The organism is Paenibacillus mangrovi, from assembly GCF_022898935.1.
GTDB lineage: Bacteria > Bacillota > Bacilli > Paenibacillales > Paenibacillaceae > Paenibacillus_AQ > Paenibacillus_AQ mangrovi.
On record NZ_JALIRP010000003.1, the window covers coordinates 335520 to 360469 of the forward strand.

The following is a 24950-nucleotide window of genomic DNA, read 5'->3' on the forward strand; positions in this document are numbered from 1 at the left end:
GTGGAAGGAGGCAGCCGCATGGATTTTGCAGGAGCATACTCCTGGCCGAATCTCTCCTTTATCCTGCAGGGATTCGGCGTTACCCTGATTGTCGCGGCCCTCTCGATCGTGCTCAGCTTCGTGCTCGGGACCATTTTGGGTATCCTTCGTTATACACGTATCCCCTTCCTGGCCCGGCTGCTGGCCGTCATTATCGATCTCATCCGGAATCTGCCCCTGCTGCTCATCATTTATTTTATTTATATTGCACTTCCACAGATCGGAATTAAGTTGACACCATTCTGGTCGGCCATCGCTGGCTTGACGCTGTTCGAAGGCGCCATGATATCCGAGATCGTTCGCGGCGGCCTTGCTTCGGTAGACAGGGGGCAGATCGAAGCCGCCCGCTCCTCCGGGCTCGGCTACATCCAGACTATGCGCTATATCATTCTGCCGCAGGCTCTGCGCCGGATGATGCCGCCGCTGGTCAGCCAATTCATCTCGCTGCTGAAGGACACTTCCCTGGCAATCGTCATCTCGCTGCCAGAGATCATGCACAATGTGCAAATTTTGCAAGGCCACAGCCTGAATTACGTCATTCCTGCCTTGCTTATGGCCGCACTGCTATTTTTTGCGGTCAACTATACCTTGTCGGTTATTGCGCGGAAACTGGAAGCACGAAGGGTGTAATCCTTCGGCTCCACCGTGCAGCAGCAAGCCCCTAGAAATATTATGAATACAGCCGTAAGGTGTAGCTCCGTGTCCATGGTTCATGAGCTGCACCTTTTGAAGTTTCAACGCGTAGAATTTATTCTCTAGTGGCCTATTTCAAACAAAGGAAAAGCCATAGTAAAAGACGAAGCTGTATATTCAACCCACACCGAAGGAGGAGACCGATGACTTTTATGAACCGTCTCGAAAAATATGCGGAGTTGGCTGTCAAAATTGCAGTCAACATCCAGCCCGGCCAATCGCTCTGGATCAACGCACCCATTCATACGCCCGAATTTATTCGTATGATTTCCAAAGAAGCTTATAAGGCCGGGGCCAAGCTGGTACATATCGAATGGCAGGATGAAGTCAGCACGCAGATCAAATACCATTTCGCGCCGGATGAGGTCTTTGAGGAATATCCAGCGTGGAGAGCGCAAGCCTTGCAGCAGTTTTCGGAAGAGGGCGGAGCGTTCCTGTTCATCGATTCGAGCAATCCCGAGCTGCTGAAAGGAGTGGATCCGAAACGGATCTCCGCCCAATCCAAGGCCGCTGGAACCGCGCTCGTCAAATGGAGAGAATATATGAGCGCAAACAAGGTGACCTGGTCCATCATCGGGGTACCTTCAGAGGGCTGGGCCAAACTGGTCTTTCCTGACCTGGATAAGGATGCGGCCATCGATGCCCTCTGGGATGCGATCTTCAAAGCGGTCCGTGTTGATTGCGAGGATCCGGTACAAGCCTGGAAGGAACATAATGCCACCCTTCACGACAAAAGAGCCTGTCTGAACCGCAAGCAGTACAAGAAGCTTCGTTACCTTGCTCCGGGAACCGACCTGACGATTGAGCTTCCGGAGCATCATATCTGGAACGGCGGTACCGCACTCAACGAAGCCAAAAATCAATTCAACCCGAACGTACCGACAGAGGAAGTATTTACTTCTCCCCGCAGAGAGGGTACCCATGGCGTAGTTCGGAGCTCCAAGCCTCTCAGCTACCAGGGCAACCTGATCGAAAACTTCAGCTTGACCTTTGAACATGGGAAGGTTGTCGATTTCGAAGCGGTGACAGGTTATGAATCACTGAAGGCCATGCTGAACATGGATGAAGGCGCCCGTTATTTGGGAGAAGTCGCACTTGTGCCCCATCACTCTCCGATTTCAGAATCGAATCTGATTTTCTTTAATACGCTCTATGATGAGAATGCCTCCAATCACCTGGCTCTAGGCGACGCATTCCCAACCTGTGTTGAAGGCGGGTTATCCATGTCGCGGGAGGAACTGGATCAGGCCGGACTGAATCACAGCCTCATTCACGTTGATTTCATGATCGGCTCAGCAGAAATGGACATCGACGGAATCACGGAAGACGGTCAGGTTGAACCGGTGTTCCGGAACGGAAATTGGGCTTTTTAAAAAGAACTCCTGAACTAAAAAATCCACCGGCCTTTAAGGCCTGGTGGATTTTCTGGGTTATGCGCCGCCAGCTTTTATCGGCTGGTTCGATCTCCTGTTTTCCTTATTTGTTCTCAAGCTTCGCCTGCTCCACTCTCTTCTGGGCCGCTTCATAGGTGTCGATCAGCTTCTGCACGCCGAGTCCATTGATTTCCTCGACATATTTATCCCACTCACTCAGGTTTCTTGTACCGAGGACAAATTTGGAGAAGTTTTCTTCCCTGTATTTTTTCACAGCCTGCCCGGTTACCGATAGCACTTCATTCTCCGCATCTGTAAAGGCCGGCTTCGGCTGCATGGCAGGCGGGTCATATTTGGCCGCTTCTTCATAAGCCTTCTTCAAATCGGCCGAGAACAGGGACAGGTGAGCGTCATAATCGATCCATGTATATGTGCCGCTTGTCTGCAGACCGGTCTGTTTTCGCATTTCCGTGACGTCCGTAAACTTGGGCTTGAACTTCTTCTGCCCATTCTCTTCGGTATACGTCTCACCTTCCTTGCCCCAACTGCTTATGGTCCGGCCATCTTCGCTGTAGAAAAAGTCCATGTACTTCATAATGTCATCGATCTGTTTGGAGGTTGAAGCGACCGTCAAGCCGCCTTCCAAATAATGAAAATACGGATTCTGCGGCTTCATGCCGGACAATCCGGCCGGAGGGGCCATGAACTGCATGCTGTATTCCGGATTATCTTTACGCATGGCATTGTTGAAAAAGTCGACGCGGCTGATATAGTCGATGGTCATAAACGACTGGCCGGTGGACATGACGTCCTGCCACTGCTTCGTTTGGATCGAGAGGAAATCCGGAGGGATAAGCCCTTCCTGATAAAAGGTATGCCACATGCTGACCATCGCCTTGTAATTGTCCTCTGTCGGCCCGAATTTCCATTTCTTTTCGTCAAAATTATAATATACGTCCGCGCCGCTGCCGAAGTTGGTCGTTAGATTCGCCATCATTTCATCGGGAATCTGGCCGAAGCGCATGGAGAGCGGGTAGCTGTCCGGGTAGATCTCCTTCAGCTTTTTCAGTACCTGATGCAGCTCCTCGTACGTCTTGGGAGGGGTAAGTCCGTTCTTTTTGAAAACATCCTCGCGGTACAGCCAGATCATGCGGTTCGTCTCCCCGAAGCCCTGGTTCGGGAACATATACATTTTGCCGTCCGCGGAGAGCGCCGCCTTGGCTTCTTCCGGGTACTTAACCATCCATGCTTTCAGATTCGGCATTTGGTCGACATGATCCAGAATGTTCTCGAGTGCCCCCTGATCGCCATACTTGTTGGAATCGCGGCGGCTGGACATATACATGAGATCAGGCAGGTTACCCGAAGCCATGACCAGGTTGAGCGTATCGCTCAGCTTGCCGGACGGCGTCTGAACGTTCAACGTAACGCCCGTCTTTTCCTTGATCCATTTCCAGATCGGCCAATCCTTGCTGTACGGAAACGTTGCGTTGTTATCGAGTAGTGCTGTGAGCGTGACCTCGCTTTTCGGTGTGGCAGCAGGATTAGTCTCGCCTTTTGGCTCCGCCGCAGGAGTTTTCCCTGTGCTCGAAGAGCAGCCTGACGCTGCAAGCATCACCACCAGCAGTGCCGCAAGAATCGTATACGACCGTTTTTTTCCCATGTACATCCCCCTTGATTTCATTTTTCTTCCGAGAATTTTACAAAATCCTGATCCTTAAGCAAAATCAATGATGTCAGCCTTTTACCGCCCCGATCATGGAGCCCTTGACGAAATACTTCTGGACGAAGGGATACAGGATCAATATCGGCAGCGTGGATACCATGATCGTCGCATACTTAAGCGAATCCTCAACGATCAGGTTGTCGCCGCCGATCTGCGTCACTTGCCCGGAGCTGACGCTGCCGGCAAGCACGAGATTGCGCAGGAGTACCTGCAGCGGAAACAGCTCCTGGTTGCGCAAATACAAGAGCGGGTACAGAAAGTTGTTCCAGATACCGACCGCATAAAACAGCGAGATCGTCGCGAACACGGGCTTTGACAGCGGCACGATGATCCTGAAAAATATCCCGACGTCATTCAGCCCATCCATCCGTCCCGATTCCTCCAGCTCTTTCGGGATCCCGCTGAAAAAGGTGCGCATCAGGATGAGGTTCCAGGTGCTGACTGCGCCCGGCAAAACCATGCCCCAAATCGTATCCACAAGCCCAAGCGAGCGGACGACCAGAAACGTAGGGATCATGCCCCCGCCGAAAAACATCGTGAACACGATAAGCAGCGTAAAGCCTTTGTGGAACATCATGTCTTTACGGGACAGCGCATACGCTCCCATCGAAGTAACAAGCATGGCGATGGCCGTGCCAAGTACTGTGTATATGATGGTGTTCCGGTATGAAGTCCAGATTTTCGGATCGCCGAGGACCAGCTCATACATCCGCAGATTGAAGCCCTTCGGCCACAGGGTTACTTCCCCCTTCATCACGTACACATCCCCGCTGAGCGACACGGCGAGCATATACACAAACGGATACAGCATGACGACGGCAAGCAGCAGCATGATCAGCGTGTTGATAACGGTAAATAAGCTGATGCGGCTCCGCATGCGACCGGTGGTTACCATAGGCTCGTTCCTCCTAATCGCCGGCTGACGTAATTGGCCGAAAATATAAATATGAAGCTGATAACCCCCATAAATAGATCGATGGCGGAAGCATAACTGAAATTGCCCTGCTCCATGCCGACCCGGTACACATACGTGCTGATGATATCAGCCGTACTGTAGACAGCCGGATTGTACATCAGGAATACTTTTTCAAAACCGATCTCCAGCACCTTGCCGATATCGAGTATCAGAATGATCATCATGGTCGGCGCGATCCCGGGCAGCGTGACATGCCATAGCTTCCTCCACCTTCCGGCCCCGTCGATGCCGGCAGCTTCGTAAAGCTGCGGATCAACCGCCGTCAGTGCCGCCAGGAAAATGATCGTCTCCCAGCCGATGTGCTGCCATATTTCCGAAATGACGTAGATGGGCCGGAACAAACCAGGTTCCATCATGAAATTGACCGGTTTTCCGCCGAGCGCCGTAATCAGCTGGTTGACGATGCCCCCTGTCGGCGACAAAAACATGATGACCATGCTGGCTACGATGACGTTGGAAATAAAATGCGGCAGATAGCTGAAGGTCTGCACCCACCGTTTGAACACAGCATTTCTAACCTCGTTCATGAGGAGGGCAAGAATAATCGGGGCGGGAAAGCCGAACAGCAGCTTATAAGCCCCAAGCAAAAACGTGTTGCGCATCAGTATCCAGAAATCCGGATTGCTGAAAAACATGTGGTAGTACTTCAAGCCGACCCAGTCACTCGCCCAAATTCCCTTGAACACATTATAGTTTTTGAACGTGATGACCAGTCCGAACATCGGAGCATATTTGAACACCAGATAATACAGCAGGCAGGGCAGAAAAAGCAGCCACAGATATTTACTCCGCCGGAAAGCCCGTGCCATCCGCCCGCTGCCAAGGCGAGCACGCCGATCCGTTTTCAGGAACACCCCAGCGCCCGCCAGATCCGTCTCCACCGTTTTCATTTCGCTTCCGCACCTCCCTTGTCATTTAATGGATGGCCTTACCTGTTATCTGTAGCATAATGGATCAATCCTTGGAAAATAAATCGGCATGTTTGCGGCGCCATCCCCTTTTTTTCGGATGAGTGGAAAGGTTGTAGAAATTCCTGAAAAGGTGAATATTGTGAGAATGCAAAAATAAACCTTATGATATAGTCATTCTGAAGCTGCTGCTCTGCTAATCGATAACTGACCTACATGACATGGAGGTGTTCATCGAATGTCGCTCGTTTTGAAGAGAAAGCTCGGCTTTCCCACGCTGTTCACCAAGCTGCTGTCCGGTTTTCTCGCCGTCATCCTGCTGCTCACCGCCTTCAACCTCGTTTCCTTCTTCTATCTGAAGCAGCAAATTCACAATGAAATCGTGAAATACAATGAACTTGGCGTGAATCATGCCGCCCGGGGCTATGAAGACCAGTTCCGCCTGACCCGGGAAATGGTGCTTGGCCTGTACCAGGATCCGCTGTGGACGACGTATGTCAACCAGCTGCGGCAGGTGAAGGACAATCAGGCTTACGGTTATGTAAATGACGTGATTGCGGAGATGAAGCGGCTCTACGCCAACCCTTTTTTGGGCATGGATAATCTCATGATCTATTTTCAAAAGGACGCGTACGTCATCGAAAAAGACGGGACAAGCAGCGCGAAGTCGCTGTTCGGCACTTATTACACGAGCCCGTCCTATCCACTGGCGTTCTGGGATAAGCAGTTTGGCGAGCCTTATGCCTTTCGAGTTTTTCCCGCAGCGAAATTCGTAGAGAAAATGCCGGGATCGGCACGCTCCAAAGGAACCCTGCTGCCTGTCGTCATTAAAATGATGCCATACAAAGATATGTACCTGATCGCCATGCTGGACGCGGAGCGTTTGGCCCGGAACCTGCAGTCCGCCATGAGCGGAGACTTTTACATTCTTGATCCGGAAGGCCGCCCTCTCTATGAGCCCGAATCCACGGCGGACAGCGCTGTACTGCCTGCGTTTGACTCGCTCGATAACCGGCATTCGTTTGTGCAGAACGGCGATTTTTACTATTTTTATAAAAAAGGTTCGGAAACAGGCTTCACGTATATCAGCAAAGTTCCGGTGCAAAGCATTTCCGCCCAGCTCCTGCAATTGAACCTTGTACTTCTTTCGCTCCTGGCCGTTGTAGGCCTGCTGATTGTACTCACGTATTTGTTCAGCCGCCGTGTCCATCGCCCGATCCGCCTCATGGTCGATACTCTCCAGCAAGACGAACCCGAGACCGCTCAGGGGCCTGTCCAAGAGATTGAGCTGATAAGCCGGAGAGTACAGCATATGCGCTCCTCCCATCAGCGTATATCAAGAGATTTGGCTAGGAAAAATTCCATGCTCCGCCATTATGCGTATGCGAACCGACTGAAAAACATCCATATGAATCTGAGCGAGATCAGGGAGCTTGCCGATGCCAGCAGGCCTTACGTCATGATCGTTTATCAGATGATATTTAAAGAAGGATTCGCCCAATATCATCTGGAGCAAGAAAAGGGAGCTTATTATGTCCGGGAATACATCGATCTGATCTGGCAGCAGGCCTATCCCGAATCAGTTACGATTCAGACCGAGCCGCAGCAGGTGCTGTCGATTGTGTTCCTGCCAGATGAAGCGGCCAAGGCCCTTTCTCAGCTCCAGCATTTGATAGAGGTGTTCAACGCCGACCGCGGCTTCTATCTCGTGACGATGGCGTGCAGTCCTATACAACCTGAGGGATCGCCATTCACAGGCGCCTACGCCCACGTTACCGGGATGCTGAAGCATCGCAAGCTTCTCGATCAGACCCAGTGGATTCAGAAGGAAGACAGGGTTAACAGCAGGGAAGCCCGCTCTTTCAAAGCGCTGTGGGAGCAGGAATTTCAAAACAGACTGCTGAGTGGAAGCGAGGACAGCACGCAGGAATGGATCGAAAGAAGCTTGAGTGCACTTGGAAAAAAACAGGCTTCCGCCCTTGAATACCGCCAGTTCGCCAAAGATGTAGCGGATGAGCTCGACAAGCTGCTGCGCAGCCTCAATCTTTCTGCCGCATATCATGACGCTCAGGTGCCGGCGCTGGATATCACCAGGGATTTCTACAGTGCGGACCAGTATGAGCTCTGGTTCCGCGGTTTGCTGGATCCGGCGCTGCAGCTCATCCGGCGCAAAACGGAACATCATGACCCGATCACCTCCTTTGTCATGGCCTATATCAATGACCATCTAGAGGAGGATATCAATCTGGATATGATGGCTGATAAGCTGAACATTACGTCCGGCTACCTGTCCACTTACTTCAAAGAAAAGACCGGCCTGAATTTCAGCGATTATCTCAACAACCTTCGCATCCGTACAGCCAAGGACCTGCTGCAGAACCTGGATTTGCGCATTCAGGATGTTGCTGTCCGGGTCGGCTACCTAAACGTCAATTCATTCATCCGCATGTTCAAGCGCCATGCGGGGATGACGCCGGGCGAATTCCGGAAAAAGTATGCTTCATAGATGTCAAATACCCGGCATAACCATATGGGGAGATACTTCTTATATGAACGTGAGAATGAGATGGTCTGTTCTTAGGGACCGCATTTTACCAAGAAAGAGGTGGAACTATGCCCTATACAGATAATTATGAAAGAGACATCTATGGCATAATAGCCTTTTGGGTGCAGAACAACTATGATCACGGCCGATTTTTTGACAGAGAAATAAGTCATCATGAAATGGAACTAGCCCGTGCAAACCAGCATATGATTCAACGTCTGGGAACCGTATTTGAGAAGACGAAATCAAAAACAGCAGATCCCTCAAAATTGATTGATGAAGCTCAACACGCAACACGAGAATTTCAAAGTTTACTCGTCTATACGTTGGATAAATCATTACGCTGTGATGTCATTATTTCAACCCCACAATCACTTCTCGATCACATGATTCGGGAAGCAGAGGAAACCGTGTCGGTCTTCAAATTACTTCAAAGCGGTAACCGGGTTTCACCAGCTGACGCAACCATACATGAGAATTATTTTTGGCTCAGGCAAATGGCAGACCATCTTAGCTATATAAGTCATTATTTAGATACATCAAATTATGAACTTCATGATCAGGTGAGAAACATGACCAAAAAATTCGAAAACCTATTTCTCCAAGCTAATGCACTCAGAACGATGATACGCCATCCACGCAAGGAAATAACACCGGCTTTAAACGCCTTTAACCAAATGGTTATTAAGGAGACTAAAGCCCTTGAAGCATTTAAACTGGAATTAGACGATCTGATCAAACAATGTGCTGCCGTTACAACTTCACCTCCAGACCTGTTGGAACATGTTGCCAGAGAGGCACATCATTTATGGAGAAACTTGGAGGATCAGGTTATTTTGTAGATCCATCGAAACGTAAAACGGGACCGTCCCTGAAGCGATAAGCTTACGGTGACAGTCCCGTTTTGTTTTAAAACATCCGCTTCCCGCGCTTGTACGTCTCTTGAATCTGGATTCTCCCCTCTTGGAACGTAAAAAGAGCAATATCCGCAGGGGAACCCGGCTGCAGCCCTTCCCGGGTCTGAAGCTTCATGAGCCGCGCAGGCGCGGTGGACGCCATGTCCCAGGCTTCCCCGAGGCTGCATATCCCCGCAGATGCCATATGCGCGATGCCGGAGGTAAGCGGCAGGGCTGATCCGGCCAGCAGAGCCGGCTGATCGGTGAGATGCAGCCGCCCCTGCTCCGTAAGCGTGACATTGCCGCCAACGGGTGTATTATAAACACCCGGCGGCATACCGCCGAGGCTTACAGCATCGCTTACCAGGATCAGTCTGTCGCCCTTGACCTTACGGGCCACCTTCAGGAAGGTGTCCGGAAGATGGAAGCCATCGGCGATAACGCTCGCCCACAACCGGTCTTCCGCCAGCTGATCCCAAATGTAATGGGGATGACGCGGCAGCATCGGATGGGCTCCATTGCCCAAATGCGTTGACAAGCGCGCTCCGGCCGAAGCAGCCTGTTCAATCTGGCTTCCGGTGGCGGCTGTGTGTCCGACCGCAACGACGATGCCGTTCTCCACACAGCGGGTAATGAATTCGTCGCTGCCAGGCCACTCTGGGGACATGGTTACGATCCGGATACGTCCACCCGCCGCCTGATGCCAAGCTTCAAACCGCTCATCATCCGGAGCCCTTACATATGCCCGGTTATGGGCTCCACGCGGGCCGTCCTCCGGAGAAATAAATGGACCTTCCAAATGGATACCGGCGATGCTGTGCATCGGGCCTGCCCCGTCCCGTTCCCTTTCAATGCGGGAGCACGCCCGATCGATGATTTCAAATCCACGAACGATCAGCTCATCGGCTCCCGTAATGAGCGTAGGGTAGAACGTGGTGACTCCTTCTGCCCACATCCGTTCCATGAACGCTATAACATCCTCTTCCGATAGATCTGGAGCATTCATGTCGATGCCGCCGTAACCGTTGATTTGCAGATCGACCAGGCCAGGCGCGATCCAAGGCAGCTCCTCTTCCGATTCATTGCCGGGAACAGCTGCGGCAGGCCTGCATTCCGTAATGATCCCTCCCGCCATGCTGAGAACAATCATCTCCCCTGTCCGGTAATGCCTTCCTCTCAGAGATAAACCGGAGGATTGAATGCTGCCTGAATTCATGTCTTTATCAGCCCCCTTGAATTTCCCCAGGGTATGACTCCCGGTCAAGATACAACTGGCAGTTCGCGTGAGTTCTCAAGATCGAAGCAGGACATGAAGGAGAAATCGCCCCCTCCAATACGCCCTGCACCGCGTTTCGCTTAGCCGCTCCCGGTACGATGCAGAACAGCTTCTCAGCCGACACTAGTGCCGGAATCGTCATGGTAAGCGCATGCTCCGGTACATCCTCCAGCCGCTCGAAGCATCCATCATGAACCTGCTGCTGTCTGCACAGGTCATCCAGTTGAGCCCTTTTAACGATATAGGGATCTTCGAAATCGGCCACTGGCGGATCATTGAACGCAATATGTCCATTCTCGCCGATGCCCAGGCAGACCATATCCAGCGGCGCTTCCTGAAGAAGTGCGGCGTACCGCTTGCATTCCTCCACCGGCTCGGCTGAACCATCGATCAAATGAATTGTACCCGGATGAACTTGGTTAAATAACCGCATGGTCAGGAAATGGCTAAAGCGCTGCGGCGCACCCGCGCCAAGCCCGATATATTCATCCATGTGAAACGCCGTCACCCGCTTCCAATCGATCCCCTCCGCACGCACAAGATAGTGAAGAAACTCGTTTTGGGAAGGCGCTGCGGCAAACACCATCCGGATCGCTTCCTGCATCTTCAGTTTTTCCCTCATCGCTTCAGCCACATCTTCAGCGGCGGCTCTGCCCAGCTCATCGCGGCTGGCATACTGCTGGATCAGCAGACGGTCTTTTGCCCATGCCTTTTCGGCTGAAAAAGCTCTCGTCATATATGGATTCCTCCTCCTGAAGGTAATCGAAAACCTGTGCCCTTAAGGCATATCAGCATATTTTCTGTCCATGTTGTCCCAGCAGATCAAGCAGGCTTTCCAGGCACTCCATCGTCGCTTCTTCGCCGCCGGCGGAAAAAGCATATCCCGCCGGACGCTTCAGCTGCTCTTCGCTCAGTGTGGAAGCGAGCCGGTAATGGGTCTCCACGACAAGCCAGCCATCATAACCGTCCTCTGCCAGCCGGGCCAACACCCGGTCATAACCAACCTGGCCCTTGCCAATTGCGATAGCATCTGTCCTGCCCTGTTCCCGTACGGCATCCTTGGCATGTATGTGGCATATCAATCCGCGCAGCGCCTCATAACCATCCGGGTAAGGGAGTTCGCCGTCCGGATCCCACAAATTGTTGCCGGGGTCGTATAAGGCCCGTACCCGTGGGGATGATACAGCCCGCACGAGCGAGGCCACCTTCGCCCCGTTGGTAGCGAAAACAGAAGGATCCGCTTCCAGGATAAAGCGCACCCCGAATTCCTCCAATACGGGCACGGTACGCTGTAATTCCCGCACAATCCCCGGGTATGCCGCATCCCATTCCCCATCGGCCCAGAAGCTGAACCCCCGGATGAAAGGAGCCTCCAGCCGCCGGGCCAGTTCCGCATACCTGCGGAGCATGCGGTGATGCGCTGCAGTCTCCTCTTGATTCTTCAAATTGCATTTAAACACTGGAGTAGACAAACCGCAGACTTGCAAGCCAGCATCATGGATCATGGCAGCAATCTCTTCCACCCTCTGATCGCTGAGGCGATGCAGCTGCTTTCCGTCCACAGACCGCAGCTCTAATCCTTCAAGGCCGTACTGCTTGGCGATCCGAATCGCATCCTCAATGTTTTGCGATATTTCATCCGTGATGACTCCCAGTTTGAAGCCTGTCATTGGACTTGTTTCGCCTCCTCCGCCGCTTTACTGATCCAGCAGCAATATTTAATGGCATGAATTTGGCTCAAAGCTGAAATTAGTTCTTGATATTGAGCGAGGTGGCCGCTACGGTTACGGATCGATCCTCCGATCGCTGTTACTCCGGAATTTTGAGCGGGACGGGCCTTCCCGTTTTTCTGCTTTCATTTGCCGCTTCCAGAAAAGTGATCACCTCAATCGTCTCGGTGATATTTATAGGTACGATTTTAGTCTGGAACATACGCATTACACCTTCCAGCATACTGGCGTAATAGGGCTTTTCATTGGCATAGATATCTACGAAATCCGTTCCCTGTTCACGATGAAGCAGAGCCCCGAAGCGCTTGTTGCCTTTCCGGTTTCCGCGAATGGTACCGATCCGCCCGTCAGACCAGACCCCAACCGCCAGATCATGATCTTCTACTGTGGTCACACTCACCTCTGTACAGCCAGGGCCCATGCAGCGGTACAGCATATCGGCCATATGGATTCCATACCAGAAAAATCCCGGCTGCGTCGGCTGAAGCTCCATCGGGCCGCAGCAGTCTGCGCCAATGAGCCCGCCTTCATTGGTGTCCAAGGCGACGGCCAGATTCTCCGCGAAACGGACCGAAGAACAGCTCATTATCGGCACATGATGTTCAAGGGCAATGCGCGAGACCGCTCTGGCATCCTCGCTACTGAGTGCGAAAGGCTTATCAATGAATACCGGCTTTCCGTAGGGAGCCACAGCTGCGAACTGCTCTACATGCAGCCTACCATCCACGGTCAGGAGCATGATCGCATCCGTCTCTTCGGCAACAGCTTCCACAGTTTCAACCATCCGGACGCCAAAATCATCGCGGATTTGGGCCGTATAGCCCGGGACCCTGCTGATGCTAAGCGGAAAATCCGGAGATCCTCCGGGAAATGCGGTTGTCACCCTTCCGCCCGGAACATGAAAAGGATGAGCAGAATGATTAAGCATCTCCGCAAACAAAGGGGCATGCGAGGTGTCCAGGCCGATCATGCCGATCTTCAGTACGTCCGCGTTCATGCCTTTACGCCTCCCGGGTGCAGCCGTACTTCCCGTCCAGTCTGGGCGGACTCATAAATGGCTAGAATCAGATCGACCGATTTACGCGCCTCGTCTCCGGAAATCAGCGGCTCACGGTTCTCCCGCACCGCCTGGATCAGGTCATCGACGAGGATATAATGGCCGTCAGCCGAAATGACATGCGGATCATCGGTACCATCGGCAGTCCTATGCTGTATGCTCCCCGGAGCCTCGTCTCCATCCAGCGTCTTCCACAGCTTGAACCCACTGTCCCCGTAAATGATGGACCCATGCTCACCATGAATTTCAAAGCGCGCCTCCTGCCCCGGATTCACCGTTGTCGTCCCTTGAATAACGCCGTAAGCTCCATTGGTATATTTCAAGACCGCTACGGCGGTATCCTCCACCTCAATGTCATGAATCAGCGGAGACGCATAGGAAAAGACACTCTCCACGTCACCCATCAGCCAGCGGATAATATCCACGCCGTGAACTCCCTGATTCATCAGCGCTCCGCCGCCGTCCAGCGCCCAAGTTCCGCGCCATCCGGCGCTCTTGTAATATTCGCGGCTGCGGAAGTATTTCAAATACGCATCACCCAGTACTAGGCGGCCGAGCTTGCCTTCTTCCACCGCCTTTTTGGTCAGAATCGCCTCTTCCGTCGTCCGTTTCTGAAACACGGTAGCCAGCTTCACGTTATGGGCGCGGCACGCTTCAATCATCTCATCCATATCCTTTGCCGTAATGCCCAGTGGCTTTTCGCAGAGTACATGTTTCCCGGCCCGTGCCGCAGCCACGGTTACATGACGATGCAGCCCGCTCGGAACACAAACACAGACTGCATCCACTTCCCCTTCCTTCAGCATCTGTTCCAGCGTGGCATAGACGGGAGGTGAACCATATTCCTTGGAAAAGGCCTCGGCCTTTTCCGGTACCTCGTCAACAATGGCTGTAAGCTCTGCTTCCGGATGGCTTATAATCGCACGTGCATGGAACGGGGAAATGACACCCGCGCCGACAATGGCAAATCGCATTCTTTTCGTCATTACAACCTCCTCCTTCCGATAAATGCACCATGGTTATACATCCCACATTCTAAAGACCGTCTGTCCTGATTCCAATCGTCCATTGTTACGCTTTGCTCACACCTTTGGCGGCATCCGCAGAATGGGAGATGAATCTGAAAAGATGTATATTTTGAAGTATATGAAGCTTGGCCGCGCGTCTTTACCAATACTCAGCATCCTGTTCATCATTTAAAAAAACAAAAGAGGACGCTCTTAAGCTTAGGGCGTCCTCTTTACTAAATCAGATTTATTTAATTAGGAAAGAACAATATTCAGCGTTTTGATTTCATACGGCGCCAAGGCTACTTCGATGTCCTGTCCTGCCACAGGCAGAGCGGACGGATGTTCTTCCATAAGGTCGGTTTCTTCTGCCGAACGAACTGGTCCGAGATACGGATCCACAGTGACGGCTGCTTTCGTCCGGATGCCTCCGAATTCGTACAGGCGTACGATCAGCGTATTACCGTCTTCGGATTTTTTGACCGTATCGATCATGACGTTGTGGGCATCTACCTTAAGCATGCCAAGCTCGGTAGGGAGTCCACTGCTTCCTGGTACAGCCGCAGCCATCAGCGGAGCGTTCAGCTCACACGCTGCCTGATGCGTTCCCGCTTCATACCAGCCTCCGCTGTGCGGATACAAGGAGTACGTGAATTCATGCAGCCCTTGGTCCGCATTGCCGTCAGGATACACGGCAGATTTGATCAAACTCAGACGGATGACATGGTTCCGGATGTCATGTCCGTATTTGCAATCGTTCAACAAGCTGACGCCATAGCCGCCTTCGGAGAGGTCCACCCAGCGCTGAGCCACCGATTCGAAGCGTGCATAATCCCAGCTCGTATTCCAGTGCGTCGGCCGTTCTACATTGCCGAACTGGATTTCGTAAGTCGCTTTGGTTGAGCGGATCTCCACAGGGAAGGCCGTTTTCAGCAGCTGCTGATGCTCATTCCAATCCACCCGGGTTTTAAAATCAATGCGTGGGTGATTGCGATATACGATCAGATGCTGCTCAATGGTGGATTGCTGATAGCTGAACACCAGCTTCAGCACGCCGCGCAGCGGTCCTGCTTCCAGCACGGTCAGCTCCTGCAAACCGTCGACGATAGTCATTTTATCCTGGTAATAAATATCGATGTCCCAGGCGTCATGCGCCATCGGCTTATCTTCGAATACCTGAAGCACGTTGGCTGGCTGACCCGGCTTCAGCACTTCACGCCCGGCCTGCTTGTCATAAAGCGAGGCAATCTGGCCGGCTTCGTTCAGTCGGATGCTGTAATACGGCGTCTCAAGGCGATCCGTCTGGATGCTCCAGGATTCGGAGGCGTTTTCCACGTTGTGCTGAACGTCCGCCGAAGTGCTTCCGTCCTGCATCCGCTCCGCTTCACGGCGTCCGTAAATGGTCGTATATCCATATGCCGGCACGCCCTGAACCGCTACCAGTACCTTCCCTGAATCTGTCGATCCAGCCGAATCGGCCTGAACATCCAGCTTCATGCCCTCCGCCGTATACCACGCGAACTCTGCTGCGCCGTCGATTTCGACCTCTGCGAGGAAGGACCGGGTCCAGCCGAGTGCGTTAAAGATGCGGACAGGCACTCCTTTTTCCACTGCTCCGGCAGATTCGCCGCCAATCGTTCCATTCAAACCGCCAAGCCCTTTTTCAATCGCGGCAAGAGCGAGCTTTTCCGATTCCTCGTATTCGAGCTTGCTGTCCTCATACACTTCATGGATGGAAGAGCCCGGAATGATGTCATGAAACTGATTGCGCAGCACGATCTCCCAGCTCTCCGCCAGCTGCTCCGACGGGTAGGCATGCTCTGAATTCAGTGCAAGCGCGAACGCATTCAGGAATTCCGCATTATGCAGCAGCAGCTCCATCCGGCGGTTCATACGCTTGTTGTAGGCCTGAGAAGTATAGGTTCCGCGGTGGTATTCGAGATACAACTCGCCATCCCATAAATGCAGCTGCGGCTGATCCTTGACCTGTTCCTCGAGCCGGCCGAAGAAGTCCTCCGCTCCTCCAGCCTTGACCTGTGGCGCTCCCGGCATATCCTCGTAACGCCGCACGGCCTCCAGCATATCGCGGGTCGGACCGCCACCGCCGTCACCCCAGCCATAGGCCAGAAGCAGCTGATCGTTGATGTCCTTTTGGCGGTAATTGTTCCATAAGCCCTGCACTGAAGCTCCGGTCACATTGCCGTTGTACGTATAGAACCAGCTGCCGTCATTATCAGGTGTCGTAATGTAATGCGTCAGAATTTCCGTCCCGTCGATCCCTCTCCACGTAAAAGTATCGTAAGGGAAACGGTTGTACTGGCTCCAGCTGATTTTGGTCGTCATGAAGTAATCGATGCCGCTTTTCTTCAGAATCTGCGGAAGCGCCCAGCTGTAGCCGAACACGTCTGGCAGCCACAGCACGCGGTTGTCCACGCCGAATTCATCCCTGAAAAAGCGCTTGCCGGTCAAAAGCTGGCGCACCAGTGACTCGCCGGAAGGGATGTTGCAGTCCGATTCCAGCCACATGGCTCCGGTTGCTTCCCAGTTTCCGCTCTGCACGCGATCCTTGATTTTCGCATACAGCGTAGGGAAATCTTTCTTCAAATAAGCATACAGTTGCGGTTGCGATTGAAGGAACACGTATTCAGGGAAACGGTCCATCAGCGTGAGCACCGTTGAGAACGAGCGCCCCGATTTTTCACGCGTATGCTGGAGTCTCCACAGCCACGCCACGTCGATGTGGCAATGGCCTACCGCCGTAATCTGCGGGCGCGGGCCGCGCGGGATGGCTTCAAGCCGTTCTCTTAGCGTATGGCGAGCCTGCACGGCGGATGCATAAAACGCCTCTGAGCCGGGTCTGCTCCAATCCAGCTGGCGGAATGCCGCTTCCAGCGCGTCCGTCAGCTCATGTTTCTCCAGCTGGCGTTCGTCCAGCTGCTTCACGGTTTGTAGCATATGCAGCGACGTATAATACAAGTCGTCCACATCTTCATCCAGAATCGCGACACTCAGCGAATCAATGCGGTGATCAAACGGCGAGCGTCCATCTGGCGCCGTCAGGCCGCTCCACGCATAAATCGCCAGTTCCGCACGCCCAGACGCCACTGCATCTTCCGGGAAGAACAACTCGGCATGATTGCGATCCAGCGCCTGCAGAGGTTCTCCGTTCAGGAAGACCTGCGCTTCATATCCTGTGCAATTTCCCCCGCCTGTTTCCCCGAGCTTGATGAGGCCGATCACATCTTGGCCCTTCCAGCTTTGCGGGAATTCAATGTCTGCCATAAACCAGGCATAGCGGTCTCTGCCGCCCCAATGGTCGCCAACGCGAACGAGAGGACCTGACGCAGACTGCCGACGTGCTTCATCCAGATCCTTCACATCCGGTACGATATGTACGGCATCCAATCCCCGGCCTTCCCGGTATCTAATCCCAGCCAGCTCCCGGATGCGGTTTTCCAACTTCTGCAGAACGAATCTCATAACTGTTTTTTGCTCCCTTCCCCACGATTCTGTATTTTTAATATATATAATATATCATTTATGTCTAATATGAAACACAAAAAAGACTATCCGCTATTTTTACAGCAGACAGTCTATGCTTAACGGAACAATCGGTCGGCATTATCCAGGGCAGGAAGGTAGATTCATCGTGTGCCGAAGACCTGCCCGTCGCCCCTAGTTACCAGCAGAAAAGCGTTCAATCGTTTCATAAGGCAGATGGTCGGTGATTAGCCTTCCATAATAGGCGACCTGGATAATGCCTTTCTCATCAATCAAAAACTCGGCTGGAATCCGGTTGAAATTGGAGCCTTCCTCTGGTATAAGCTTGAAGCCGGCCTCCTCCACCTGGACAGAGATCTTCTCTTGGATTCCCGGCAGCGATAAGGTAGCTTGCACCTTGGCTTCTGATGTCTCCGCACCATATACGTCATAGATTTCAGCCTCGGGATCGGCAATGAGCGGAAACGGGGCATTTTGCTGACCAACGTACTTGTGAAGATTAGCTTCCGGCGATTCGAAAAAGGCGATGACTTCCATTCCTTGCTGCTGCCAAGCCTGATGCCGTTGAATAAATTGGTGTACCCTCAGATTGCATAAAGCGCAGGCCGAATTGCGAAAAAAAGCAAGTAGCACCTTGCGTCCACGATTGTTTTCAAGCAAAATGGGCTTGTCATTCTGGTCCTTCATTTGGAATAAAGGGGCTGTATCTCCATGCTGAAGCTGATCACTCATAGGGAATTCCTCCTGATCATCGGTTATTGGCATAAGCGCCTGAAACCCAATGTAACAGGAAAAAAACTTCCCCTCTGTGACTTAGTCACCAAGCTGATCTTCCAGCCTGCTTCTCTGGTCGATTCTCACCCAGCCTCTTCCCGTTTCAATCCAGCCATTCTGTTTAAATCTCTGCAGCGAACGAGAAACGACCTCGCGCGCAGTGCCGATTTCGTCGGCCAGCTCCTGATGCGTCGTATGCAGAAGCGGCTTCCCCTCCTCGGTCGCACGCAGCAGCGCCTTGGCAAGTCGCTTCTCAAGCGGCATGTACTGCTTCTCCTGAAGCATGTCGACCATGCGGAGCATGCCTTCAAGAAGCCCGCCAAAAATAGCGGTGCGGATCGGCTCATACTCCTGAACCCAGCGCAAAAAGCTGCTTTTGAGCACGAACAGCACGTCCACATCAGTTTCGGCGATTAGCGAGCCCGGATAATCGCGTCCACTAAGCCCGCTGAGCACCATCAATGAACAGACCTCACCAGCCGCGAGCATATTGAGCACCAATTCACTTCCCTGTTCATTAATGACCGTAATCCGGGCCGTGCCGCTCAGCAGGAACATCCCGTATACCGCCGCATCCTCCCGGCGAAATATGCTGGATTTGGCCGGAAAACGCTGCACGAACGGATGAGCTTCCGCCCACTCGGCAGGTTGTACGACGCTTAAGCAGGGAAAAACGTTTAATAATCGCTTGTCTGTAGGCTTAAAAGCCATACTTCATCCATCCTCCTTACCAGTTCAATACATTGATAACAAGGTAGCGTGGAGTCTTTTTAGGTTACCCGTTTTGCCGATTACTCCATATGTAACATAAACAGGCGAGGTTGAACAAATCGGAGCGCCTCTTTGGGTCGATTTATACGGATGCCTTCTAATAAAACAAACCGGCCTTCCCAAAGGGAATAACCGGTTTGTCGATCTATACACATAAATAATGTCAGGAAGGTACAGGCCCTGTCGTACAATTCACCACGAGCTCCGGCTGCAAAATAATCTTGCTGTACTTCGGCCCATTATCCGGATTTTCAAGTATATTCAGCAGCCTGCTGGCCGCCTCGAATCCCATTTGCTCCTCGTTTTGGTCAATAAACGTGAACGTGCTGAATTCCTCCAGCATCGGGCTCGGATTATCAAAGGTGATAATCGAGACATCCTCCGGCACCCGCAAGCCCGTCTTGCGCGCCACAGACCAGATATGTACACCGAGCCTGCAGTTCAATGCAATGTAAGCCGTCGCCATTTTATTCTTAATGAAACGATAAAGCGCGTAATCTTCCTTGTATGGCGCCTCATGCATGCTGAAATCGGTCAGGATGAGCGCCGGATTGATAAGCGCCCCCTGCTGCTTCAGCGCCTCGTTATATCCCTGTATCCGCTCCTCTACCGTCACGGTTGGCATCGGCGTATCTGAGCAGATTGCAATATTGCGGTGCCCCTGATTCCACAGATGCTCCACTGCGAGAATCGAGCCCTGTAGCGGATCGGACAAGACGACATTGGTCTCGACACCTGGAAGATGGCGGTCCAGCAGCACGAACGGATAGTTCTGCATTTTCAGTGCAATAATTTCTTCGTTATATACTTCGGCATCCACTGGAAAGATGATCAGACCATCCACACTTGAGCGCAGCTCGCGGATCGCTTCCTTCTCCAGCTCCTTGGAATTGTAGGTAAACATCACGATCAGTGAATATTTGCTGTCCTTCAGCGCACTCTGGATTCCCCGCACCATTTGAATGGCGAAAAAATCCTCAATCGACGGAAAGATGAGTCCGATTTTGGGTGCATGTCCGGCATGTACCTCCGAAATAACGGCCCCGCGGGCATTTTTGATGTAGCTTTCCGGAATGCCCTTGACGTAGCTGCCCCGGCCTGGTATACGGTAGATCCAGCCTTCATTCGCAAGATCCGCCAGCGCGTTCGCCACCGTAATACGGCTGACCTGGAACTGGTCGATCAATTCCTTTTCGGTTGGAATCCTGTCATCCGGAGCCAGTTGCTTCGTTGAAATCAATTGCTTGAAGTGGTTCTGAATCTGGATGTACAGCGGTTCCCGTTCCTGACTCATTAGCTAATCCCCCATTGATGTTTATTCCTTCGCTTCCACGCCGTTTTTCTTTTTCTTGGCATTTATATAAGGATCATTATAACATCTTAGCCATGAGACAAGCCAATAAATTGTAAACGCTTCCCGAGAGCTTTTGCCGAGTGCCTCATTTATTGCCGGAAAAGCGTGCAGATATTTTCGGATTTTGTCATGGATGAGTCCCTGCCCCCGTGTGAACAAGCCCTGTTTGCAGGTATAATAGAACAATAAATAAAATACTGACAACCGATTAGCGGGGAGTTGACCTCATGATACATATTTTAGTGGCGGATGACGATGTACATATTCGCGAGCTTCTGAGACATGTTCTGCAGCAAGAAGGATACGCGGTGTTTGAAGCGGCAGACGGCAACGAAGCTTCGGACGTGCTGTCCAGGGTGCAGATTCACCTGGCGGTGATTGATGTGATGATGCCGGGCAAGGACGGACTGCAACTCTGCAGCGAAATCCGCCAGGACTACGGGTTCCCCGTCATTCTGCTGACGGCCAAGGACCAGCTCCTCGACAAAGAGAAGGGATATACGGCAGGAACCGATGATTATGTGACCAAACCTTTTGAGCCGAAAGAGCTGGTGTTCCGGATTAAAGCGCTGCTGCGCCGTTATCAGATGGTCAATTCGCAGGTGATCAAACTGAACGACACCGTCATTGACACGAAAAATTACACGATACAATGCGGCGATAACATGTTTATGCTACCCATGAAGGAGTTCGAGCTGCTAACGCAGCTGGCCAGCTTTCCGGACCGTACCTTTTCCCGTGACGAGCTGATCCAGTTGATCTGGGGCGCTGACTTTGAAGGAGACGACCGAACGGTCGATGTCCATATCAAAAGGCTGAGGGAACGCTTTGCGGATATGACGGATGATTTCAGCATCCGCACCGTTCGCGGCGTCGGCTATAAACTGGAGGCGGCCAAAAAGTGAAATCTCTGTACTGGCATATCGTCCTTACAACCATTACCGTTATGATGCTCAGCAGCGTGCTCTCTTTTGTGCTGGCTAACGTCTTTTATCAGTACAAATTAAAACCTGTGAATGACAGCAAGATCACGCATGTGGCGGAAAACATCCAGCATTTCTACGAAATCAGTCCTGAGAGAGAACGCGAGCCTTATCTTGAGAATATAGGCACGCTCGGCTATCAAATTTATATCGTGGACCCGCGCGGCAACGGCACTTTTTACGGCGGGGAGTTCCGGGATCAGAGGCTTGCCCCTTCGGTCATCAAGCAGGTCCAGCAAGGCGAAGTATATCACGGTATTAAACAATTCCCTTCCAGGGCGTTTATTACAGGATTTTTTGACAATACGCTAATCAATACGATTGGAGTTCCGCTTCAGGACGGTGGGGAAACCTACGCCCTGTTCGTGCGGCCCAATGTCTCGATGCAGTTCGGGGAGCTCCATATTTTCCTGGCGGTCATTGTGGTCCTGATTATCCTGCTGAGCATTTTGCTGGTCGTCATCAGTACCCGATATATCGTCAATCCGATTACGAAGCTGACTGAAGCCACGCGCCTGATCTCGCAAGGAACGTACCATCTGAAGTTGAACGTGAACCGCAAGGACGAAATCGGGCGTCTCGCGAGCCATTTTTCCCAAATGGCCAAGGGGCTGGAGCAGCTCGAGGCGATGCGTCAGGAATTCGTATCCAATGTATCGCATGAAATCCAGTCTCCGCTTTCCTCCATTCAGGGCTTCTCCCAAACGCTGCAGTCCGGGGAAGTGAGTGAAGAGCAGCGTCAACATTACCTGTCAGTGATTGAAAGTGAGGCCAAACGCATGTCCCAGATGAGCAGGCAGCTCCTGATGCTGGCTTCGCTGGACAAGGAAGAAGAAGTGCTTGAGAAGACTACCTTCAACGTGGCCGACCAGATCAAGGAAGTGCTGCTGACGACCGAATGGAGCTGGCGGGAAAAGGAGATCGCCCTGAACATGCAGCTTCCCGAAGTGATGATCACCGCAGATCAGAAGCTTCTACACCAAGTATGGGTCAATCTAATGACCAACAGCGTCAAATTCACGCCGAAAGGCGGCACCATTACAATCCGGCTGTATCAGGATGAGAACAATTGCTATGTTGATTTTAAGGATAGCGGGATCGGCATATCTGAAGAGAATCTGCCCTATATTTTCAATCGCTTCTACAAAGCGGACAAAGCCCGCAGCCGTCACGAAGGCGAGACAGGCAGCGGACTGGGGCTGGCGATTACGCATAAAATCATCCGCATACACGGCGGAACGATCACTGTAGAAAGTAAGGTAGGCGCAGGAACCGAGTTTCATATATGCCTGCCTCTGAACTAGGCTTAGAATGCTGAAAATTCTGTTACCCATTCATGTCTGAGCTTTTTACACCATATTCCCTTTCAGGCTGGTTTCTCCGGGCGGTCCGGCGGACCAGCCTCTTTAGCTTGCGGTGCAGCGTCGGATCAAGCTTTACCTTTTCCGGATGCCTCCCACAAAAATGGTGACCGCCTGCTGAAACAGACGCTGCAACGGTTCCCCTTCCATCGTCAGCGTGAATTGGCATAACGTTCCCATCCAACTGCCGAACAGCAGCGTGGTCTCTTCCACGTTCTCGATGTCGAATTCGCCGCGCTCTACCCCTTCATGAAAAATGGCCGAGTAGGCCGCCATAGGTGTAGCCGCAAGACCTTGCAGCGCCTGCAGCGTCTCGGGCGAGGTGTTCGGATTCATCGCAAGCTCCTGCCCCACGGGTAATAAAGGCGTCTTGTAGTTGTTCATAACAAAATGCGCCATCCCGTACAGCTTCTGGGTCGAAGTAGGGTACGAACCTGCAATCGCCTGCCATTTCTCACCCCAGTGACGCATGGTTTCCAGGGACAAATGCAAAAAGAGCTTCTCTTTATTTTCAAAATGGTAATAGATATGCCCCTTGCTGAATCCGGATTCCCGCGAAATATCTGCGATCGACGTGCCTGCAAAGCCCTTCTGGGCAAAAAGCTTCGCCGCCTTCTCTGCAATAATCTGGCGTGTTTCCTCGCTGTTGTAATGACGTTTATTCACTTTTTCGCAACCTTCTAACGTATTCACTTTTGAACGAATGTTCTATTGCGAGTATATTTCAAATTTTTACATACGGCAATCGATAGCTTAATAATAAACGAGGGCAGGATAGATAGTTATAACATTAGAATCAAAGAATAGCTAAACCTTGGGATCCAAAATAAGGAACAGGGGTCCACGCAGCAACCTGCAATCTGACTAAGCTACCATCATCCTTGATATTAAATACTGAGACTGTGCCCTGGTTACCGTTAAGGGTGTAAAAATTGCGTCCATCTTTACTGACTCCAGCATCTATTGGTATACCAGTAGGCGTGCCAACGGGTGTACTTGTTATATACCCGAGAACTGTTAGCTTTCCGCTGTCATCTATATGGTAGGTGGATATTGTGCCACTTAAGGTATTAGTGGTATATGCAAAACGTTCATTCCTCGAAGTTACAACCCAGCATGCTGTCTTCTGGCCGTTCGGTACAGATCCACTGATAACATTCAGTATCCCGTTGTCACTCATGGAATATGATGACAGCGCGCTAGAAGTTACCTCCGTAACTAAAAGGATTCCTGAGGATAGGAAATAAGAGCCTAACGGTTTCGACCCATTAGAATCGTTAATGATTGGCCCTGTAACAGTACCATTACTATTAACATGGAATACACTGAGACGGTCTGTAGTTAACTCATTTACAACGATTTTACTGCCATCTGGAGTGAATAAAACCTGCGAAGGCTGAGCATTGTTCGTACTTAGAGAATGGGTGGAACCCGCAATATAAGTAAGACGTCCGTTATCTTCTATGTGAAAACCAGTGATATTGGATGCAAAATTATTGGCGGCGTTACCTACATTTGAAACATAAAGAAGATTACCGAATGCAGTTACGCTATTTGGCTGAGCACCTTCCGATGCCTTCACATCGGCGAGAACGAGTCCTCCGCTGTCGGTAATGATGAAACTACTGATACTATTACTGCCCGCATTCACAGCAAATAAGAAATGACCATCACGGGATAAAGATAGTGATCCTTGTGACGCAAGGGGATTGACGCCATCGTTTGGTGTTGCAGAAGAGACTTCCCTTGTACCCGTTCCTCTTCCATATGTTGGGTATCTCCCCATAAAGGTGAGCATACCATTCATGTCCCGGTAAAAAGCAATGACTTCATTCATTTCTGCACCATTGCTCATCATGTAAACCATCCTCTGCATTTTATGACTCTCCTCCTTCGAGCAGTTCTTTTGGCTCCGCATTAGATAATTCTATTCGTTTAATATTATTCATCTGTATTCATTCTAAAACCTAAAAACCCCCC

At 51.6% G+C, this 24950-nt stretch carries 20 protein-coding genes; 6 read left to right on the top strand and 14 right to left on the bottom strand.

What is annotated here, in order from left to right; translation table 11 throughout:
- Nucleotides 1–18 precede the first annotated feature (18 nt).
- On the top strand, nt 19–669 hold the full coding sequence (locus MUG84_RS09735; RefSeq protein WP_244724438.1) for an amino acid ABC transporter permease: 651 nt from the start codon (nt 19–21) through the stop codon (nt 667–669).
- Between the two features lie 206 nt (nt 670–875).
- Nucleotides 876–2105: an aminopeptidase gene (locus MUG84_RS09740; protein ID WP_244724440.1), complete on the top strand. Its 1230-nt coding sequence runs from the start codon at nt 876–878 to the stop codon at nt 2103–2105.
- Nucleotides 2106–2208: 103 nt separating this feature from the next.
- On the opposite strand, the gene MUG84_RS09745 is transcribed toward MUG84_RS09740, so the two are convergent.
- From MUG84_RS09745 to MUG84_RS09755, 3 genes are all read right to left on the bottom strand, one after another.
- Nucleotides 2209–3768, bottom strand: coding sequence for an extracellular solute-binding protein (locus MUG84_RS09745; RefSeq protein WP_244724443.1), 1560 nt, complete (start codon nt 3766–3768; stop codon nt 2209–2211).
- Between the two features lie 73 nt (nt 3769–3841).
- Nucleotides 3842–4708, bottom strand: coding sequence for a carbohydrate ABC transporter permease (locus MUG84_RS09750; protein WP_244724936.1), 867 nt, complete (start codon nt 4706–4708; stop codon nt 3842–3844).
- Between the two features lie 11 nt (nt 4709–4719).
- A complete protein-coding gene (locus MUG84_RS09755; RefSeq protein WP_244724937.1) occupies nt 4720–5616 on the bottom strand; it encodes an ABC transporter permease in 897 nt (298 codons plus the stop codon).
- Nucleotides 5617–5953: 337 nt separating this feature from the next.
- Between MUG84_RS09755 and MUG84_RS09760 the strand changes: the two genes are divergently transcribed.
- A complete protein-coding gene (locus MUG84_RS09760) occupies nt 5954–8221 on the top strand; it encodes a helix-turn-helix domain-containing protein (RefSeq protein ID WP_244724446.1) in 2268 nt (755 codons plus the stop codon).
- Between the two features lie 107 nt (nt 8222–8328).
- Nucleotides 8329–9102 (top strand): DUF2935 domain-containing protein, encoded by a 774-nt coding sequence (locus MUG84_RS09765; RefSeq protein ID WP_244724449.1) that lies wholly within the window; start codon nt 8329–8331, stop codon nt 9100–9102.
- Nucleotides 9103–9169: 67 nt separating this feature from the next.
- Here the strand turns inward: MUG84_RS09765 and MUG84_RS09770 are convergent, their stop codons facing one another.
- From MUG84_RS09770 to MUG84_RS09810, 9 genes are all read right to left on the bottom strand, one after another.
- Nucleotides 9170–10372, bottom strand: a complete 1203-nt coding sequence (locus tag MUG84_RS09770; protein ID WP_244724454.1) for an N-acetylglucosamine-6-phosphate deacetylase — start codon at nt 10370–10372, stop codon at nt 9170–9172.
- Between the two features lie 7 nt (nt 10373–10379).
- Entirely contained in the window at nt 10380–11168 is a 789-nt protein-coding gene (locus MUG84_RS09775; protein ID WP_244724458.1) for a glucosamine-6-phosphate deaminase, read from the bottom strand.
- 52 nt (nt 11169–11220) lie between these two features.
- Entirely contained in the window at nt 11221–12102 is an 882-nt protein-coding gene (locus tag MUG84_RS09780; RefSeq protein WP_244724461.1) for a sugar phosphate isomerase/epimerase family protein, read from the bottom strand.
- A 139-nt stretch (nt 12103–12241) separates the two neighbouring features.
- Nucleotides 12242–13159 carry a Gfo/Idh/MocA family protein gene (locus tag MUG84_RS09785; protein WP_244724465.1) on the bottom strand — a complete coding sequence of 306 codons (918 nt, stop codon included), beginning with the start codon at nt 13157–13159 and terminating at the stop codon, nt 12242–12244.
- Nucleotides 13156–14205, bottom strand: a complete 1050-nt coding sequence (locus MUG84_RS09790; protein ID WP_244724468.1) for a Gfo/Idh/MocA family protein — start codon at nt 14203–14205, stop codon at nt 13156–13158. Before MUG84_RS09790 ends, MUG84_RS09785 begins: the two co-directional genes overlap by 4 nt.
- 276 nt (nt 14206–14481) lie before the next feature.
- Entirely contained in the window at nt 14482–17706 is a 3225-nt protein-coding gene (locus MUG84_RS09795; protein ID WP_244724471.1) for an alpha-mannosidase, read from the bottom strand.
- 195 nt (nt 17707–17901) lie between these two features.
- The gene (locus tag MUG84_RS09800) at nt 17902–18459 is read right to left on the bottom strand and encodes a redoxin domain-containing protein (RefSeq protein WP_244724474.1); all 558 of its coding nucleotides are present in this window, start codon (nt 18457–18459) and stop codon (nt 17902–17904) included.
- 81 nt (nt 18460–18540) lie between these two features.
- Nucleotides 18541–19212, bottom strand: coding sequence for a Crp/Fnr family transcriptional regulator (locus MUG84_RS09805; RefSeq protein WP_244724477.1), 672 nt, complete (start codon nt 19210–19212; stop codon nt 18541–18543).
- A 223-nt stretch (nt 19213–19435) separates the two neighbouring features.
- Nucleotides 19436–20566, bottom strand: a complete 1131-nt coding sequence (locus MUG84_RS09810) for a GntR family transcriptional regulator (protein WP_244724480.1) — start codon at nt 20564–20566, stop codon at nt 19436–19438.
- Between the two features lie 287 nt (nt 20567–20853).
- On the opposite strand from MUG84_RS09810, the gene MUG84_RS09815 reads away from it, so the two are divergent.
- Both MUG84_RS09815 and MUG84_RS09820 read left to right on the top strand, forming a co-directional pair.
- Entirely contained in the window at nt 20854–21531 is a 678-nt protein-coding gene (locus tag MUG84_RS09815; RefSeq protein ID WP_244724486.1) for a response regulator transcription factor, read from the top strand.
- Complete coding sequence (locus tag MUG84_RS09820) at nt 21528–22913, top strand: sensor histidine kinase (RefSeq protein ID WP_244724489.1); 1386 nt, start codon at nt 21528–21530, stop codon at nt 22911–22913. Before MUG84_RS09815 ends, MUG84_RS09820 begins: the two co-directional genes overlap by 4 nt.
- 132 nt (nt 22914–23045) lie before the next feature.
- Here MUG84_RS09820 and MUG84_RS09825 read toward each other — a convergent pair whose 3' ends face one another.
- Both MUG84_RS09825 and MUG84_RS09830 read right to left on the bottom strand, forming a co-directional pair.
- Entirely contained in the window at nt 23046–23636 is a 591-nt protein-coding gene (locus MUG84_RS09825; RefSeq protein WP_244724492.1) for a TetR/AcrR family transcriptional regulator, read from the bottom strand.
- Nucleotides 23637–23766: 130 nt separating this feature from the next.
- Nucleotides 23767–24846: a lactonase family protein gene (locus MUG84_RS09830; protein WP_244724495.1), complete on the bottom strand. Its 1080-nt coding sequence runs from the start codon at nt 24844–24846 to the stop codon at nt 23767–23769.
- Between the last annotated feature and the right edge of the window lie 104 nt (nt 24847–24950).